Source organism: Streptococcus sp. KHUD_016 (assembly GCF_051106465.1).
Classification (GTDB): domain Bacteria; phylum Bacillota; class Bacilli; order Lactobacillales; family Streptococcaceae; genus Streptococcus.
Map to the genome: position 1 here is coordinate 1,010,468 of NZ_CP193663.1, position 16,017 is coordinate 1,026,484.

General features: G+C 40.8%; 17 protein-coding genes. All 17 read right to left on the reverse strand.

All coding sequences use genetic code 11. From position 1 onward, the window contains the following. Window positions 1-127 precede the first annotated feature (127 nt). The 17 genes from lpdA to ACORHV_RS04790 all read right to left on the reverse strand — a co-directional run bounded on the left by lpdA (window position 128) and on the right by ACORHV_RS04790 (window position 15,866). Window positions 128-1,831 (reverse strand): dihydrolipoyl dehydrogenase, encoded by a 1,704-nt coding sequence (gene lpdA / locus ACORHV_RS04710; protein ID WP_001162891.1) that lies wholly within the window; start codon window positions 1,829-1,831, stop codon window positions 128-130. A gap of 44 nt (window positions 1,832-1,875) precedes the next feature. Continuing rightward, complete coding sequence (locus tag ACORHV_RS04715; RefSeq protein ID WP_000752709.1) at window positions 1,876-2,919, reverse strand: dihydrolipoamide acetyltransferase; 1,044 nt, start codon at window positions 2,917-2,919, stop codon at window positions 1,876-1,878. 448 nt (window positions 2,920-3,367) lie between these two features. Then, complete coding sequence (locus ACORHV_RS04720) at window positions 3,368-4,360, reverse strand: alpha-ketoacid dehydrogenase subunit beta (protein ID WP_000448714.1); 993 nt, start codon at window positions 4,358-4,360, stop codon at window positions 3,368-3,370. 16 nt (window positions 4,361-4,376) lie between these two features. After that, window positions 4,377-5,345 (reverse strand): thiamine pyrophosphate-dependent dehydrogenase E1 component subunit alpha, encoded by a 969-nt coding sequence (locus ACORHV_RS04725; RefSeq protein ID WP_000105374.1) that lies wholly within the window; start codon window positions 5,343-5,345, stop codon window positions 4,377-4,379. Window positions 5,346-5,523: 178 nt separating this feature from the next. Beyond that, window positions 5,524-6,864 carry an MATE family efflux transporter gene (locus ACORHV_RS04730; RefSeq protein WP_000283626.1) on the reverse strand — a complete coding sequence of 447 codons (1,341 nt, stop codon included), beginning with the start codon at window positions 6,862-6,864 and terminating at the stop codon, window positions 5,524-5,526. Window positions 6,865-6,905: 41 nt separating this feature from the next. Continuing rightward, complete coding sequence (locus tag ACORHV_RS04735; protein WP_434397580.1) at window positions 6,906-8,174, reverse strand: dihydroorotase; 1,269 nt, start codon at window positions 8,172-8,174, stop codon at window positions 6,906-6,908. A gap of 12 nt (window positions 8,175-8,186) precedes the next feature. Beyond that, complete coding sequence (locus ACORHV_RS04740) at window positions 8,187-8,651, reverse strand: NUDIX hydrolase (protein WP_001135770.1); 465 nt, start codon at window positions 8,649-8,651, stop codon at window positions 8,187-8,189. A gap of 9 nt (window positions 8,652-8,660) precedes the next feature. Then, a complete protein-coding gene (locus ACORHV_RS04745) occupies window positions 8,661-9,314 on the reverse strand; it encodes a uracil-DNA glycosylase (RefSeq protein ID WP_434397582.1) in 654 nt (217 codons plus the stop codon). A gap of 11 nt (window positions 9,315-9,325) precedes the next feature. Further along, window positions 9,326-10,081, reverse strand: a complete 756-nt coding sequence (locus ACORHV_RS04750; protein ID WP_125384550.1) for a DUF4336 domain-containing protein — start codon at window positions 10,079-10,081, stop codon at window positions 9,326-9,328. A gap of 122 nt (window positions 10,082-10,203) precedes the next feature. Continuing rightward, window positions 10,204-10,497 carry a hypothetical protein gene (locus tag ACORHV_RS04755; protein ID WP_434397584.1) on the reverse strand — a complete coding sequence of 98 codons (294 nt, stop codon included), beginning with the start codon at window positions 10,495-10,497 and terminating at the stop codon, window positions 10,204-10,206. A 23-nt stretch (window positions 10,498-10,520) separates the two neighbouring features. Beyond that, entirely contained in the window at window positions 10,521-11,213 is a 693-nt protein-coding gene (locus tag ACORHV_RS04760; RefSeq protein WP_000120618.1) for a YjjG family noncanonical pyrimidine nucleotidase, read from the reverse strand. A gap of 66 nt (window positions 11,214-11,279) precedes the next feature. Further along, window positions 11,280-11,696, reverse strand: coding sequence for an immunity 70 family protein (locus tag ACORHV_RS04765; protein WP_000110626.1), 417 nt, complete (start codon window positions 11,694-11,696; stop codon window positions 11,280-11,282). Between the two features lie 85 nt (window positions 11,697-11,781). Beyond that, on the reverse strand, window positions 11,782-12,285 hold the full coding sequence (locus tag ACORHV_RS04770; protein ID WP_000504319.1) for a hypothetical protein: 504 nt from the start codon (window positions 12,283-12,285) through the stop codon (window positions 11,782-11,784). Between the two features lie 284 nt (window positions 12,286-12,569). Continuing rightward, window positions 12,570-13,112 (reverse strand): ClbS/DfsB family four-helix bundle protein, encoded by a 543-nt coding sequence (locus ACORHV_RS04775; protein WP_042902251.1) that lies wholly within the window; start codon window positions 13,110-13,112, stop codon window positions 12,570-12,572. Between the two features lie 126 nt (window positions 13,113-13,238). Further along, on the reverse strand, window positions 13,239-14,153 hold the full coding sequence (locus ACORHV_RS04780; protein ID WP_247924136.1) for a peptidase: 915 nt from the start codon (window positions 14,151-14,153) through the stop codon (window positions 13,239-13,241). A 184-nt stretch (window positions 14,154-14,337) separates the two neighbouring features. Continuing rightward, window positions 14,338-15,174, reverse strand: a complete 837-nt coding sequence (locus ACORHV_RS04785; protein ID WP_084881800.1) for an AraC family transcriptional regulator — start codon at window positions 15,172-15,174, stop codon at window positions 14,338-14,340. Window positions 15,175-15,371: 197 nt separating this feature from the next. Beyond that, window positions 15,372-15,866 carry a YkgJ family cysteine cluster protein gene (locus tag ACORHV_RS04790; protein WP_434397588.1) on the reverse strand — a complete coding sequence of 165 codons (495 nt, stop codon included), beginning with the start codon at window positions 15,864-15,866 and terminating at the stop codon, window positions 15,372-15,374. Window positions 15,867-16,017 lie beyond the last annotated feature (151 nt).

Consider the following 16,017-nt stretch of genomic DNA (forward strand, 5'->3'; position numbering starts at 1 on the left):
AATGTAACGTGTTATCGTTACATTTCTCGGAAAAATTGAGACAAGAGGCTCAATTTTTAGGCATGGAACTCTAATAGAGGTCGCTGCCGTCCGTACTACTTTAAGAAAATTTAGTTGAAAAACTTATTTATTTTTTCTTAGGTGAATGGATGGCCATTCCTAGAACATCCGCAAACGCTTCGTACATCACTTCAGAGTAGGTTGGGTGTCCGTGGATAGTCTTCAGCATTTCTTCAACAGTGATTTCCATTTCGATGATGCTTGATGCCTCGTTGATTAATTCTGCAGCTGCAGGACCAATGATGTGCACACCAAGGATTTCCCCGTATTTCTTATCAGCGATAACTTTTACGAAACCTTGAGCAGCATCTGATGCAATAGCACGGCCGTTAGCTGCAAAGTTGAATTTACCGATGGCTACATCGTATTTCTCACGTGCTTGTTCTTCAGTTAGACCTACTGCTGCTACTTCAGGAAGAGTATAGATGGCTGCAGGAGTCAAGTTCAATTTGGCAACAGCATGATTTCCTTTGAGGGCATTTTCAGCAGCAACTTCACCCATACGGAAGGCTGCGTGAGCCAACATCTTAGTACCGTTGATGTCACCTGGTGCGTAGATACCTGGAACAGAAGTTTCCATGTATTCGTTGACCTTGATACGTCCACGATCCAATTCAAACTCAACATCGCCAATACCTTCAAGGTCTGGCACACGACCGATTGAAAGAAGAGCTTTGCTTGCGATGATATCGTCTTTTCCTTCAACCTTGATACGAAGTTGACCATTTTCTTCGATGATTTCTTCCAATTTTGTACCTGTTAAGATAGTCATACCTTTGCGTTCCAAAATCAAGCGAAGGTTCTTAGACACTTCCGCATCCATAGCTGGAACGATACGATCCATCATTTCGATAACAGTCACTTTTGAACCAAATGTCATGAAGGCTTGACCGAGTTCGATACCGACAACTCCACCACCGATGATAACAAGGCTTTCTGGAACTTCGTTCATTTCAAGAATGTCATCACTGGTCATGACAAGTGGAGATTCCATACCAGGAACGTTGATCTTGCTAACTTTTGAACCACCGGCAAGGATAATTTTCTTGGTTTCAAGCAATTCAGAACCATCTACCAAGACATTCTTGTCTTTAGTGATTGTACCAACACCCTTATGAACAGTAACTCCGTAGCTACGAAGAAGACCCGCAACACCACCTACCAAGGTATTGACAACTTTAGATTTAGTTTCTAAAAGTTTATCCATATCAACAGTGAAGGTTGGATTTTCGATTACGATACCACGATTTGCTGCATGACCGATGTTTTCGATAATTTCAGCATTGTGAAGATAGGTCTTAGTTGGGATACATCCACGGTTCAAGCAGGTTCCACCGAGTTCAGATTTTTCAACAAGGGCAACCTTACCACCGAGTTGGGCAGCTTTAATGGCTGCTACATATCCAGCAGGACCTCCACCAATCACAACGATATCAAAGGCATCATCGCTCTTACCATCGTCGTTTGAGGCACTAGCAGCAGGTGCAGGTTTTGATTCTGACGCAGCTGCTCCAGCTGTTGGGATGTTTTCCCCTTCTTCTCCAAGGTAACCGATAACTTCTGTAACCGGAACTGTTTCACCATCTCCTTTGAGGATGGCAATCAAGTATCCATCTTCTTCGGCTTCCAATTCCATGCTGACTTTGTCAGTCATAATTTCCAAAAGGATTTCTCCTTCTTTTACAAATTCTCCGACTTTCTTATTCCATTGGACGATTTGTCCTTCTGTCATATCCACGCCGGCTTTTGGCATAATTACTTCTAAGGCCATGTCTTACTTCCTTTATCTAAAACTCTAAAATAACAATAGCTAACTTAAACCAACATTGAGATTGGGTTCTCAATTAAGGCTTTCAAGTCTTTCATAAACTTAGCACCAGCCATACCATCTACAACACGGTGGTCAATGGTTAATCCAAGGCTCATGATAGGGCGAATAACAATCTCACCATTGACGACAACAGGTTTCTCGACTGTTGAGCTTACCCCGAGGATTGCTGAGTTGGGTTGGTTAATAATCGGACCAAAGGACTGAACGCCAAACATTCCCAAGTTACTAATTGTGAAGGTTGAGTTTTGTAACTCACTTGGAGCCAATTTGCCATCCAAGGTACGACCAATCACGTCTTTAAAGGCTACTACTAACTCTGACAAGCTCATTTTTTCAGCATTGTAAACAACTGGTGTCATTAGACCGTTATCCATCCCAACCGCCATCGCAAGGTTGACATAGTTATGAGTGATAATGGTCTTGCCGTCTTCTGTCAATGAAGCGTTGATGTATGGGTGTTTCATCAATGTTTTCACAACAGCGAGTGAAAGAAGGTCTGTTACAGTAGTCTTCTTACCAGTCGCTTCCATAATCGGATCAAGAACCTTCTTACGAAGGGCCAACATTTCTGACATATCGACATCATAGTTGAGTGTGAAGGTTGGCGCAGTTAGGTAAGATTCAACCATACGTTGAGCTATAACCTTACGCATTGGTGTCATTGGAATACGCTCAATCTCACCATAAGGAGTGATATTGTCTGGAACTTCTGCCACTTTTTCGATTTGAGCAGGAGACTTGATGGTGTCGTTTTCGATATTTTCAGGAAGCAAGGCCAAAACATCCTTCTTCATGATCTTACCACGATGACCCGTTCCTTGGATTTCCTGCCAAGCAATGTTATGTTCGAGGGCAATTCGTTTTGCAAGTGGCGAAATGCGAACCACGTTTGTGTCTTTATAAGTTTCCACGTCTTCTTTGTGGACACGACCGTTTGCACCTGAGCCAGAAACGTCGTAGAGGTTGATTCCTAGATCATCCGCCAACTTTCTAGCCGCAGGAGTCGCTCTTAGCTTGTCATCAGCCATGACCTCTCCAATTCTAATTATGATACTAAGGGCGAAAAAGTCAAAGTGAAAATAGGAGATTGACGATGTGTTCGATGAACACAAGGAAATCTTTCTTTTTTTCGCAGACCTCCGTCCGAATTCAATTACATGATACTAAGGGCGTCAAAAAGCGACTGAAAAATAGGAAATCTACGCAGGCTTCGATGAAGTCAAGGAGATTTATCTTTTTTCCGAGCTTTTAGCCCGTGTTCAACTCTACAAGCAACTTGGATACAACACGTATCTCAAGTTGCTACGGTTGCCGCTATTAGGCGGTCAACCTTGTAGACTTACTAAGTCGTTCGTCGAATAACATCGATTCGACTCCCTCCTGTCGCAACTTTACAAACAACTTAGATACAAAACATATCTTAAGTTACTAAAGTTAAAAACAACAATTATTTTACATAACTTATCTTATGTAATTCTATTCTTTGTTATATGTTTTACGGATGGCATCTTTGATGCTTTCAACTGTTGGAATCATTGCATTTTCTAGATTTTGTGCGTAAGGCATTGGCACATCTTCTCCGGCGCAACGGCGGATTGGTGCGTCTAGATAATCAAATGCTTCTGATTCTGAAATAATAGCTGAAATCTCTCCGATATAGCCACTTGTTTTGTGAGCATCGTTGACAAGCACCACCTTACCAGTCTTCTTCACTGAGTTAATGATGATATCCTTATCAAGCGGAACGAGGGTACGTGGGTCTACAATTTCAACAGAAATTCCTTCTTCTGCTAATTCTTCAGCAGCTTGAACCACACGACGAAGCATTTTCCCGTAAGTAACAACTGTTACATCTGTTCCTTCGCGTTTGATTTCCCCAACCCCAAGTGGGATTGTATAGTCTGGATCAACTGGCACTTCCCCCTTTTGGTTAAATTCGGACTTGTATTCAAGAATGATAACTGGGTTGTTATCACGGATAGAAGACTTGAGCAGTCCTTTCATGTCAGCAGGCGTACCTGGAGCTACAACCTTGAGACCAGGGATGTGTGTAAACCAAGACTCTAGAGATTGCGAGTGCTGGGCCGCAGAACCAACTCCGTTACCAGCTGCACAACGTACAGTCATTGGAACCTGACCTTTACCACCAAACATATAACGTGTTTTAGCAGCTTGGTTGACGATATTGTCCATGGCAATGACTGAGAAATCCATAAAGGTCATATCAACGATTGGGCGAAGTCCTGTCATGGCTGCTCCTGCTGCTGCTCCAGAAATTGCTGCTTCAGAAATCGGACAGTCACGAACGCGTTCTGGACCAAATTCTTCGAGCATTCCAACAGAAGTACCGAAGTCTCCTCCGAAGACACCGACGTCTTCTCCCATCAAGAACACATTTTCATCGCGACGCATTTCCTCAGACATAGCAAGGATAATGGTGTCACGGAACGACATTGTTTTTGTTTCCATTTTTATCTCTTTCTCCTTAGTCTGCGTAAATATCTTCAAATGCTGATTCTAGTGGTGGGAATGGGCTTTCTTCCGCAAATTTAACAGAAGCTTCTACCGCTTCCTTGACTTGTGCTTGAATTTCTTCCAATTCTTCTACACTTGCAATATTGTTTTCGATGAGGTATTTGCGAAGATTTTCGATTGGGTCTTTTTGTTTCCACAATTCCACTTCTTCACGCGTACGATATTTACCAGGGTCAGATGATGAGTGACCAAGCCAGCGATAGGTTACACTTTCAATCAAGACTGGGCCATTGCCACCACGAACATGATCTACGGCTTTCTTAAATCCTTCATAAACGTCGATGACATTGTTTCCATCTTCGATAAACATTCCAGGAATTCCATATGCCGCACTACGTTGATGGATATGCTCCACATTGGTCATTTTCTTGATATCCGCAGAAATCCCATAACCGTTGTTAATGCAGTAGAAAATAACAGGAAGTTTCCAAATAGAAGCCATGTTCACTGCTTCGTGGAAAACACCTTCGTTGGTCGCACCATCTCCAAAGAAGCAGACAACGATTTTACCAGTATGTTGCATTTGCTGACTGAGGGCTGCACCAACAGCGATTCCCATACCACCACCAACGATACCATTTGCACCAAGGTTCCCAGCACCCAGGTCAGCGATATGCATAGAACCACCTTTTCCTTTACAGGTTCCAGTGTATTTCCCGAGGATTTCAGCCATCATTCCATTGAGGTCAATCCCTTTGGCAATAGCCTGTCCATGTCCACGGTGATTTGAGGTAATCAGATCATCTGGATTAAGAGCCAGCATCGCTCCGACGTTAGCAGCTTCCTCTCCGACAGAAAAGTGAGTCATACCAGGAACTTTCCCCTTTTTCACTAACTGAGCAATTTTTAAGTCCATGCGACGGATTTCTTCCATCTTACGGAACATCTCTAGCAAAAGATTCTTATCTAAAGTTGACATAATCTTGCCTTTCTAACTTTGTACTTACCTTACTATTTTACCTTTTTTAGTATACACTGTCAAAGTATATGGCTAATAAAATTTCACAATATAAAAAAATAAATCCCTGTTAAAACAGGGATTCTCTCTAGTTAGAGCATTTTTTCACAAAGTTGTTTTTCAGGATAATTTCTTAAAATTAGCTCAATCTTTTCATTACGGTTTTCAAACGCCATTGATACAAACAACCAGAAACAATCAAGCTGGCAATTAACCCAATCCAGTAGGCAAATGCCCCTAAGTCAGTTACTTGATCTAGTAGATATCCTAGTGGTATCGCTACTCCCCAATATCCGATTAAGCCAAGATAGAAAGGAACGATAGTGTCCTTATACCCTCTTAAAATTCCTTGGAGCGGAGCCGCAAAGGTATCAGCTAACTGGAAAAAGAGACTGTATGTCAGGAAAACAGCCGTGGTTTCAATGAACTGAGGGTCATTTCCGTATAGACTTGCTACACGATCTCTAAAAATGTAGAGAAAGGACAGGGTAAGACCTGCAAAAATAAGGGCGGTTACTCTCCCTAGACGAGCATAGATTTTTGCATCCTCAAAACGTTTAGCCCCCACCTCGTAAGACACAACAATCGCCATAGCAGAGGAAATACTCATGGGAAAAGCGTACATGAGACTCGAAAAATTCATAGCTGACTGGTGACTGGCAATGATGAGCGATGAAAACTTAGCCATGATTAGTCCAACCACGGAGAAAATGGCTACTTCAGCAAATACGGTTCCCCCGATTGGTAGACCTAATCGAACACCTTCCTTGATTTTATCTATATTTAGTGGAATGCGTTTTTCAAGATGTAACGCTTTTAACCTTTCTTGTTTGAATAAAACAAGAATAGAAATCCCCAATAAAACCCAATAGGCTAGTGAAGTTCCTAGTCCTGCTCCTGCGCCACCAAGCTCAGGGAAACCGAAAGCTCCATATATCAAGAGATAGTTAAAACCACTATTGAGCGGAAGTAATAGGAGCATGAGGTACATAGATAGCTTGGTCAATCCAAGAGAATCCAACAAAGAGCGAATGACACTGAACAGCAACAAGGGAATAATTCCAATAGACAGGTACCAAAGATAGGAAACTGCAACTGCCGCCACTTGAGCTTCTAGTCCGATGTTGGTTAAGACAGGTGGCGCTAAGAATACTACCATTCCAAGCAAGACCAAAGACAGTCCGAAAGCCAAGTAGATAAATTGGTAAAAATCAGATGCTACTTCTTCCTTTTTGCCCCGTCCCAGATGATGGCCTATGATGGGAACCATGGCCGAAACAATCCCTGTTAAAAAAGTAAAGAAAGGATTCCATAGACTCGTTGCGGTTGACACCCCCGCCAAGTCCATGGTATTGTACTGCCCAGTCATGGTTGTATCAACAAAAGAGGCAGAATAATTGGCAAATTGATAGATCAGAATAGGGAAAAATATCTTAAGAAATAAGACAAACTTGTCTTTAAATTGATGGGTTGGATACATATACGCTCTCTATTCTTATAGTTTCTAGAGCAGAATCCCATCTAGTTTTGGTAGACAATTTGTCCCTTGCAGATGGTATATTTAACCTGCCCTTTTAAAGTTTCACCGATAAATGGGGAATTAGCTGCTTTTGACGCAAAATGGGAGTCCACAAGGCGGTCAGCCTTAGCGTCAAAGATAGTGATATCCGCTGGACCATTCTCAGCCAAGTAACCTGCTTCAAAGTTGTAAAGCTTGGCTGGATTGACAGTCATTTTTTCTAGCAATTCCATCAAGCTCAACTCACCAGCTTCCACCAAATAAGTCAAACCAAGAGAAAGAGAGGTTTCCAAACCTGTCATACCAGATGGTGCTTTGGTGATATCTTCAACATTTTTCTCATCTGCATGGTGAGGCGCGTGGTCCGTTGCGATAACTGTGATAACACCTGACTTGAGACCTTCGATAACGGCACGACGGTCTGACTCCAAACGAAGTGGAGGATTCATTTTGGCATTGCTTCCTTGAGTTAAAAGAAGAGCTTCTGTCTTAGAGAAATGCTGTGGCGCTACTTCTGCTGTGACCTGCGCACCTAGTCCTTGAGCAAACTCCACCACCTTGACACTTTCTTCCTTAGACAAATGCTGAATGTGAACATGGGCCTTGGTTGCATAGGCAATCATAACATCGCGCGCAATCATAGCGTACTCAGCCACTCCTGTCGCTCCACAGATATGGAAATGTTCTTTAGCGATGTTTTCGTTAAAGCCAAGAATTCCATTCAAACCTGGATCTTCCTCATGAAGGCAGATAAAGGTATTGAGTTTTTTGGCTTCTACCATTGCTTCCTTAACCACTTTACTACTTTCAAGCGGAATTCCATCATCTGAAAAACCAACGGCTCCAGCTTCTAAAAGAGCCTTAAAGTCTGTCAAGTCTTGGCCATTAAAGTTCTTGGTAATAGTCGCAACTGTCTTGACGTTAATCTTTTCCTTGGCAGCAGACTGGAGAACTTCTTTCAAAGTCTCTACGTCCGAAATGGTTGGACTAGTATTAGCCATCATGACAACTGTTGTAAAGCCACCTGCAGCGGCCGCTAGGGCACCGGTATGGATGTCTTCTTTGTGGGTTTGACCAGGTTCACGGAAATGAACATGGATATCCACCAAACCAGGCGCAACCACAAGACCAGTAGCGTCGATCACTTCTGCTCCTTCTTCCTTGATTTCGGCATCTATTTTGACAATTTTCCCATCTTGCACTAAAACATCACACACTTGATCCAAACCAGACTTAGGATCCATTACACGACCATTTTTTATTAGTAGCATCTGCTTTCTCCTTTATTCATAGAAATCAACTTGGGTATCCAATAATTTGTCCCCATCATAAACAAACTTGGCTGAAAAGAAGGGTTTATCTTCTAAAAGCCACCCAACAAAGGTGTGATCACCCTCCCAAGTTGGCTTGCTCAAAACTTCATCATAGGGAACCCATTCTAAAGTTCCCTCGTTGCAGTCAATCAAGTCACCCTCAAACTCCGTTACCTTAAAAACATAGGTGTACCAGTCTAAATCTGGTGTGAATTCTGGAAAAGTGATAACACCTTTTAGAACCGGCTTGGCTTTGAGCCCTGTTTCTTCGAGGATTTCACGCGCTGCACATTCCTGTGGAGTCTCACCTCGCTCTAGCTTTCCACCCACACCAATCCATTTGCCTTCGTGGACATCATTGGGCTTCTTATTACGATGGAGCATGAGCAGTTCTTTTCCGTTATCAATGTAGCAAATCGTCGCTAACTGAGGCATATTATCTCCTTATCTAAGCCAATCTATTGGCACTTGTCCTGTCTCTTTTAAGAATGCATTAGCCTTGGAAAAAGGCTTGGAACCCCAAAATCCTCTGTAAACAGATAAAGGACTTGGGTGAGCTGATTCAATAATCAAGTGATGAGGATTGGTAACCAAGACTTTCTTCTTACGTGCATAGGATCCCCAGAGTACAAAAACGACTGGTCTGTCTAGATCATTGACCACCCGAATCACAGCATCCGTAAAAGGCTCCCATATCTGCCCAGCATGACCATTGGCCTGACCAGCAGGAACCGTCAAGCAAGCATTGAGAAGTAAAACTCCTTGCTCAGCCCAAGCAGTCAAATCATGAGATGCTTTAACTCCAATATCATCTGCTAATTCTTTCAAGATATTTTGCAAGGATGGTGGAGCTGGGATAGAGTCAGGTACCGAAAAACTTAAGCCCTGCGCCTGACCTGGTCCATGATAAGGATCCTGCCCCAGAATCACCACCTTAACCTCTTCAAGCGGTGTAGTTAATAGAGCCTGAAAAACTTTTTTCTTAGGTGGATAAACAGTTCCCTGAGCATAGACCTGTTCCATAAATTGATTGATTTTCCCAAAATAACCTTCAGGTAATTGCTCCTTAATCAAAGCATGCCATGATGAGTGTTGCATCTTTCTCTCCTTTATCGTATCCATCTAAAAGCACGTCTTAATTCATCCGTACCATTTTTAAAAAAGCATAAACCATGTGCAAGAATGATCTTATCCGGTTTCCAGTTTAACATACGGGAAAAGGAAACCTTTGCTTCCCTTTGTCTTCCTAAAAAAGTCATCCGATAGTCAATAGGAGTTTGACCATCAGGGGCTGTTACACGAGCTAAACGATAAACTTTTCTTCGGATTGGACTAGCTATCTTTTCTGGTTCAAAATTCTCTATAAGGTCCGTTACAATGAGTGTTTTAGTTGATTTATGAAAAAACACCACTTCTTCAATCACAGAACTTCCCTTAAAAATAAGTTGATCAATCTCATCAGACCATAAGTCAGGTGCCTTATCTGTTAAAGGAGCATCAAATTCCACCATGACATTCTGACTTTTTGCTCTCTCTTCAACTCCTGGACTAGACCATGCTTGTGCATAAGGATATCTTTTTTTCCAATCTTCAATATAGGCGTAGTGAATCTTATTTGGTGAAATCAGGTAAGCGACTCTGCCCAAAGCGTCCAGTTCAGTAAACAGTTTCTCATTTGGCGCAATCGGAGAGTGAATCCAAAGTTTGCCATCATTTAACTTAATCACCGTCATACGTGTCTGAAAAGGAAGGTTGAAGATCTTCATGTCCATTTGAATCAAATCACCATCTACTATCCAGATATTCTGATCAACTTCCTTTAGTGTATACAATGGTTCATAAAGAGAAAGTTCTGGTCTTGACATCGTTTACTATTCCTTCATTTTTACTGCCTCTATTATAGCAAAAAGTGGCTATCTAAACCACTTTTTACAGTTCTTATATATACTGTTATTCATCCTAGTATTGGACATTAGTATTTACAGTATCAATCAGCTATTAGAAACTTTTCGATTGTATCAATAGCATAGGAAAGTTGATTATTTACAGACTTCATCCGTTCAAGATTAGCGTCCATATAGTAGAGTTCAGATAAACCACCCCTAGGGAGAAAGAGTGAATAGTGGATATTCATCTTCTCTCGAGTACTTAACTCTATATGATTGCTTATGATATACTTTAACTCTTTTAACGAATTTACTTGAGCAACCACACCTTTTAACTGATACTGCTCGATGAGGTTTAGTAAATTGTCAATCTCTTCAATGACTTTAGTTTCCATATCATCCCCTCTTAGAAAAAGTACTACATAGTATCCAAACAATCCAGTATATCTTGGTAAGAATGAACTTCATAAGTCGGCTGGGCTTGCGTCTTGTTTTTCAGATGATGGGGATTGTACCAGATAGTATCAATACCAGCATTATTGCCACCTTGAATGTCGGCGGTTAGAGAATCTCCAATCATAAGGGCCTTTTCTTTATAAAATCCAGTAATCTGTTGACCAATTTTTTCATAGAATAGTGCATCAGGTTTTTGCGTTTGCAACTGCTCGGAGATAAAGACTTGGTTGAAATAGGGAGCCAGACCTGATTGAGCCAAACGACCTGTCTGAATAGCAGTAATGCCATTTGTCGCAGCGTACAGCTCATAATCACGCTCAATGAGACAGTCCAAAAGTTCATGAGCTCCCGAAAGGATTTGTCCTTGCTGGGCTAGAAAAAACTGGTAACGCTGAGCAAGTAACCTACCGTCTTTCTCCAGTCCAAAATGAGCAAACAAACGTAAAAAGCGCGTGTTAACCAGTTCTTGTTTACTGATTTTCTTTTGTTCCAAGTCCTTCCAGAGAGCCTTGTTCATAGGAACATAATAGTCTTTATAGGCTTGAATGTCTGCAACTCCTTCTTCTTTTAAAAGTTGCGTCAGTGCCACATCCTCAGCAGCATCAAAATCAAGCAAGGTGTGATCGAGATCGAAAAGTAGAAATTTGTAGGACATTGAGTTTCCTTTCTGAAAATTCATTAAGAACATTATAGCATAAATGAACCTTTGATTTATTGAGTTTCAAATACTTTTTACACTCACATTTTGACCGTGCTCAAGTGCAAATCTAAAACTAGTCAGCAAAACTTCTATTAAATCTTTTCCGGAACTCGTTATGAAATAATGTGATAAATTTGTTATATGCTCTGCGATATTATTTCCCCAAGGAGGAGTGAGTGACAAATCTTCAAAATCCCATATAACATCCTGAGGGAGAAATTTTTTCAACTCCTCTTGGATAGATACCAACTCAGCTATTCCTCTTTCAACAGATTCAAAAGGAACATCTCCCCAGTAAAGCTTATTCATTATTACTGGGTATCTACTTCCCCACTCATTATTCTCTAAGCGAACATAAATAGTCGAAAAGAATGAATTAAAAAGACTCCCTTCTCCTATAGTCCACCAATTATAACCAACCATTAACCCTACAGACATAGATATTCTCCTACTCATTTTTAATATTATTTAACGTCAACTAAAGTTTTATATTGATAGTATCTAAAACATACATTCATTCCCCCTACCCCAACTCCTTGGCTATTCTGCTTTTTTCAAGTTTTCCCTTGGTAATTCGTTTCCATAAAACAAGAGGGTTCAAACTATAAGATAGGCGTAGGAGGAAATAATTAACCCATTCGATAAGGGCAAAAAGCTGTATCAACGTGGCTAAGATAGTCACTAGGACACTCTGTGCATTCCAGACAATAAAAGGAAAGCCTGAAATAAGTAAAACGAGGTCTAGTATTCTGAGCACACCATATAGTTTAGGGACATTTTCACTTCCGAACTGAGGTTTCGAGAGTCTTCTAATCAAAATCGCCCAATAGATTGAACCTTGAAGCAAAATAAATGTCAGTAAAGACAACGGATGAAGAATAGAGATCAAACCATTCCAATCACCAAGCCTATTTTTCAAAAGGAAAAAACAAAACCAAATAGATAGGACGGCTGTGAACTCTCCCAAACAGAGGGACATCAACTCTTTTCTAACTTTCTCTTTTTGTATGTTCATCATCTCACCCATCTATCTATCATCCTATATCAGAAAAAAGCCATTCGATCCATTTTCTAGTCAACATTTCTCAGAATCAAGTCATTCTAAGTATCGAACAGTATAATCACTTTAATATAAATTCAATTCTAAGTTTAGAATTGCATTTGTATATATTTTTTAGATCTATTCTAAGTCTATGACAGCTTTAAATTTTAATTTTTGAAGGATTCTAAAGCTAGAAGAGCTCAAAAATCACGAGAACTAAGCTATTCGAAGCTTAGAAGAAGATTTTCCAACCTTCATAAACTCTTCAATTAACGTTTCTTACAATTTTTCTGATGAGCTTTGAGTTTTTTCAGAGCCCAGTCATAGTGACTGGAGGTGCTACTGACAAAGTAGGAACCTAGACTTGTCCCACCCGTCCATTTATAGGTACCTTTTGTGAACAATTCGTCATTGCTGAAGCCTTCCATTAACTCTAAAACCTTTTTATGCGATTGATTGAGGAGTTTGGTCGCTTCTTCTACGGACGTTTTCTGATGCTTCTTCCAAATAGCGACATTCATTTCCCCATAAGTTTTCCAATTATAAGGTTCAGGGAGAAAAGTTCTTTCTTGACCTTTTTGATTAGAATGTACCCAAGTTAAAAGTAATTGCTGCCATTCATATAGATGGATCAAAACATCCCGTAGATTTTTATCTCTATTCCAGTGAGCTTCTTTTTTCTTTTGGTCTTTTGAAAAATCAAAAGGAGTCTGTAGCTCCTCTTCACTTAATTTAGATATAAAGTGATTGAGCTTTTCATAGTTTTCCTTAGAGGCTAACACTAGCTCCTCTTTCGTTTTTGGTCTAGGCATGGGAGTTCTCCCTTCATCTTCAACTAGAATAAGCTATTTTCTTACTTCATTATACCATAATCAAAAAGCAGTTCTTCATTTTACGAAAAGCTGCTTTTACTAACTATTTTTTTATGCTTATAGTCACTACTTTACATATAAATCTCTAAAACGACCATCCACTTCAGCCATCTGATAAAGCAAGTGGGCTAGTTCTTGATAATCTTCTTTTAAACATGAAAGATGGGCTTGGCTAAATAGAGTAGCCAATTCTTCTTTTAATCTTGCCCCTTTCGGATCATGATCTTTTAAGAACTTACTGAGATAGAGATTTCGAACAGCTGCAAGTTTAAAGCTAAAATACTGGTGCAGTTGTCTTTGCTCCGTATTTAAGCCGTTTTCAGCAACTACTTTTGCATAGCATTCCAACACACCACTTTGACCATTCAGATATCGGGTCTTCATAATCCTTGCTGTTTCTTGATAGATTTCAGTCTGACTAGGACTCTTGACCTTCTTAAAATTTCCCCACATGGAGTAGGCTCCGCGCTTATAGTCAATAGCCTCTGCCTTCCATGCTTCTAGTATGTCATTAAAAGCAACCTTCATACAGGCAAAACCAGCTGGATCGTGCAAATAGAGGTACTGATCATCAATGTCATACACGGTTACAAAGTGATCCACACCATAAAGGATTGTGTGATTGGGATTGTAGGTCAGATGGCCCATATCAAGAGGCCCCAGTACGACAGATCCATTGGACAGAAATGTTTCCAACTTTCCTTTAATCTCTTCCAAATCTACTTCCGCTCCATCTTTTAGATAGAAATCCTCATAGTCAAACCCTAGTATTTTTAAGGAATGGGAGATGGAAAGGTCTGGCATTCCATTATCAAAGAATACTAGAGGGTGCTCCTCATCTTCCTTTACGATACTAGCGCCATTTCCCATCACCATAATTGCCTCTAAAAAATCTGCTTTAAAGTCATAACCATAGGTTTCTAGTGCCATTGCCAATGAATAGCTATAGCAAAGTGACACATCTCCAAAATACATCTGCATATTCATGCCTCCTTATCTTCTATGGGACTATTATACCGAGAAAACTATTCTCATGCCCCATAAAATCCAAACAAAAAATAGGGCATGTTTGCTTTACGGACATGAATTTCCACAATAAAAGACTCTGTAAAAGCTATCTTCTACAGAGTTGGTTTTGCATCTTTATAAAATGTCAGAAAATGATCTAGTACTTAATCACTGGTATCCAGAGTTCCATTTGATAGTCTGGTGACGACATGTCTCCCTCGGTGTATACTTCAAAGTCTGGTGCTCCTGAGTGGCGATAGCCAGTTTCTGGGAAAAAGACTTCCAAGACATATTTCCAAGCATGATGGATACTGGCTGGTATGGCCCCCTTGACTGGTACGATAGCATATTCAGCTTCTGCGATTTCTTTGATCGACAGACCTAGTTCTTCTGCTTTCGCTTTATCCGCCACATCATAAGCGGCCATATAGTTAATGATTTCGCCTTCTTTGACATCCGAGCAGACGCCAAAGGATTGGCCATTGCCCAAACTTTCCATGCTTTCAAAGCTGTGATTTGCATAGAGCTGCTCCCAAGCAGACGGGCACTGGCTATTGTCAATAGCTTCCAATAGGACGCCTGCCACGGTAAAAGCAGGTTTCTTTTGAATCTTGATATCCATGTTCTTTCCTCCTGTAATCTTTAAGGATAATTGAAGTCTAGGAAAGACCCGATAAGGTTTTCCATTTCGAACTTCTGAGGGGGTCGCACCATGGAATTTCTTAAAGGCTGCGCTAAAGGCATCCGCAGACTCATAGCCGTATTTCAGTGCTATATCAATGACTTTCTCAGAGCTTTCCCGCAAGTCTGTCACTGCTTCTGACAGCCTGCGATTGCGTAGATATTCCGCTAAAGTCATATCTGCTAGGATGGAAAAGAGCCTGCTGAAGAGAGCATAAGAATAGCCCGATAGCTGCTGGAATTTCTGCAAGTCCACTTCTGCGTCCAACTTGCTTTCTAGATATTCCATGGTTCGATTGAATTGATGCATCATATTCTTTTTCACCTCATAAAAGATACTAAGGCCGTTAAAAGCAAAGTGAAAATAGGAAAATTGACGGGGAGGCTCCTGCTCCGAGAAAATTTCATCTTTTTCACACAGCTTTTATGCCGTGTTCAATTCTAACTATAGTCTAACAGATATAAGATACTTCTGCCCTAGAATTTTTGTACAATATTTAGAGGGGGATTCTACAACCTATCCCGCAGCTTCTCAACAAAGAGATAGGCTGCAGGGCAGGTCAAGGTATTCTTAATCGTCAAATGGTTGATTTGATGGATCTTTTTCCGGTCTGTATGGGGAAATTCACGGCAAGCCTTGGGACGAACGTCATAGATGGAACAGAGATTATCTCCTCCTAGAAAGGGGCAGGGCATGGATTTGAAAATCTTATCCCCATCTTCGTCTACCTGCAGAAACTCCGCTTCAAAAGCTGGTAATTTCATCTTAAAGTACTTAGCAATACGGGTAATATCGGCTTCCTTAAAGTCAGGCCCCAAAGTCTTGCAACAGTTAGCACAGGCAGTACAATCAATCTCAGCAAAGACTTCTTGGTGAATCTGCTGCGCAATCTTATCTAAGTTTTTAGGAGGTTTTTTCTTTAGATTAGCTAAAACTTTACGATGCTCCTTCTGCTTTTGCAGTGCTAGTTGGTGGTAATACTCAATATCAATTTCTTTAGACATAGTTTCTTTCTAATATCAGTGTTTTTGTCTATTATACCATAATCTCAGCCCCCTTTTTGCCCCCGGAACAGAAAAAAGCCCTTCGGAAAAAATCCGAGGGGCTTAAAACGTTGCTAAATCAACGGCCGAACTTTTGAATTTCAAGGTTCGG

Excerpts from the sequence above, each read along its gene's own strand:
- lpdA (WP_001162891.1), bottom strand. The coding sequence starts at position 1,831 with ATGGCCTTAGAAGTAATTATGCCAAAAGCCGGCGTGGATATGACAGAA.
- ACORHV_RS04715 (WP_000752709.1), bottom strand. The coding sequence starts at position 2,919 with ATGGCTGATGACAAGCTAAGAGCGACTCCTGCGGCTAGAAAGTTGGCG.
- ACORHV_RS04720 (WP_000448714.1), bottom strand. The coding sequence starts at position 4,360 with ATGGAAACAAAAACAATGTCGTTCCGTGACACCATTATCCTTGCTATG.
- ACORHV_RS04725 (WP_000105374.1), bottom strand. The coding sequence starts at position 5,345 with ATGTCAACTTTAGATAAGAATCTTTTGCTAGAGATGTTCCGTAAGATG.
- ACORHV_RS04730 (WP_000283626.1), bottom strand. The coding sequence starts at position 6,864 with ATGTATCCAACCCATCAATTTAAAGACAAGTTTGTCTTATTTCTTAAG.
- ACORHV_RS04735 (WP_434397580.1), bottom strand. The coding sequence starts at position 8,174 with ATGCTACTAATAAAAAATGGTCGTGTAATGGATCCTAAGTCTGGTTTG.
- ACORHV_RS04740 (WP_001135770.1), bottom strand. The coding sequence starts at position 8,651 with ATGCCTCAGTTAGCGACGATTTGCTACATTGATAACGGAAAAGAACTG.
- ACORHV_RS04745 (WP_434397582.1), bottom strand. The coding sequence starts at position 9,314 with ATGCAACACTCATCATGGCATGCTTTGATTAAGGAGCAATTACCTGAA.
- ACORHV_RS04750 (WP_125384550.1), bottom strand. The coding sequence starts at position 10,081 with ATGTCAAGACCAGAACTTTCTCTTTATGAACCATTGTATACACTAAAG.
- ACORHV_RS04755 (WP_434397584.1), bottom strand. The coding sequence starts at position 10,497 with ATGGAAACTAAAGTCATTGAAGAGATTGACAATTTACTAAACCTCATC.
- ACORHV_RS04760 (WP_000120618.1), bottom strand. The coding sequence starts at position 11,213 with ATGTCCTACAAATTTCTACTTTTCGATCTCGATCACACCTTGCTTGAT.
- ACORHV_RS04765 (WP_000110626.1), bottom strand. The coding sequence starts at position 11,696 with ATGTCTGTAGGGTTAATGGTTGGTTATAATTGGTGGACTATAGGAGAA.
- ACORHV_RS04770 (WP_000504319.1), bottom strand. The coding sequence starts at position 12,285 with ATGGGTGAGATGATGAACATACAAAAAGAGAAAGTTAGAAAAGAGTTG.
- ACORHV_RS04775 (WP_042902251.1), bottom strand. The coding sequence starts at position 13,112 with ATGCCTAGACCAAAAACGAAAGAGGAGCTAGTGTTAGCCTCTAAGGAA.
- ACORHV_RS04780 (WP_247924136.1), bottom strand. The coding sequence starts at position 14,153 with ATGCAGATGTATTTTGGAGATGTGTCACTTTGCTATAGCTATTCATTG.
- ACORHV_RS04785 (WP_084881800.1), bottom strand. The coding sequence starts at position 15,174 with ATGATGCATCAATTCAATCGAACCATGGAATATCTAGAAAGCAAGTTG.
- ACORHV_RS04790 (WP_434397588.1), bottom strand. The coding sequence starts at position 15,866 with ATGTCTAAAGAAATTGATATTGAGTATTACCACCAACTAGCACTGCAA.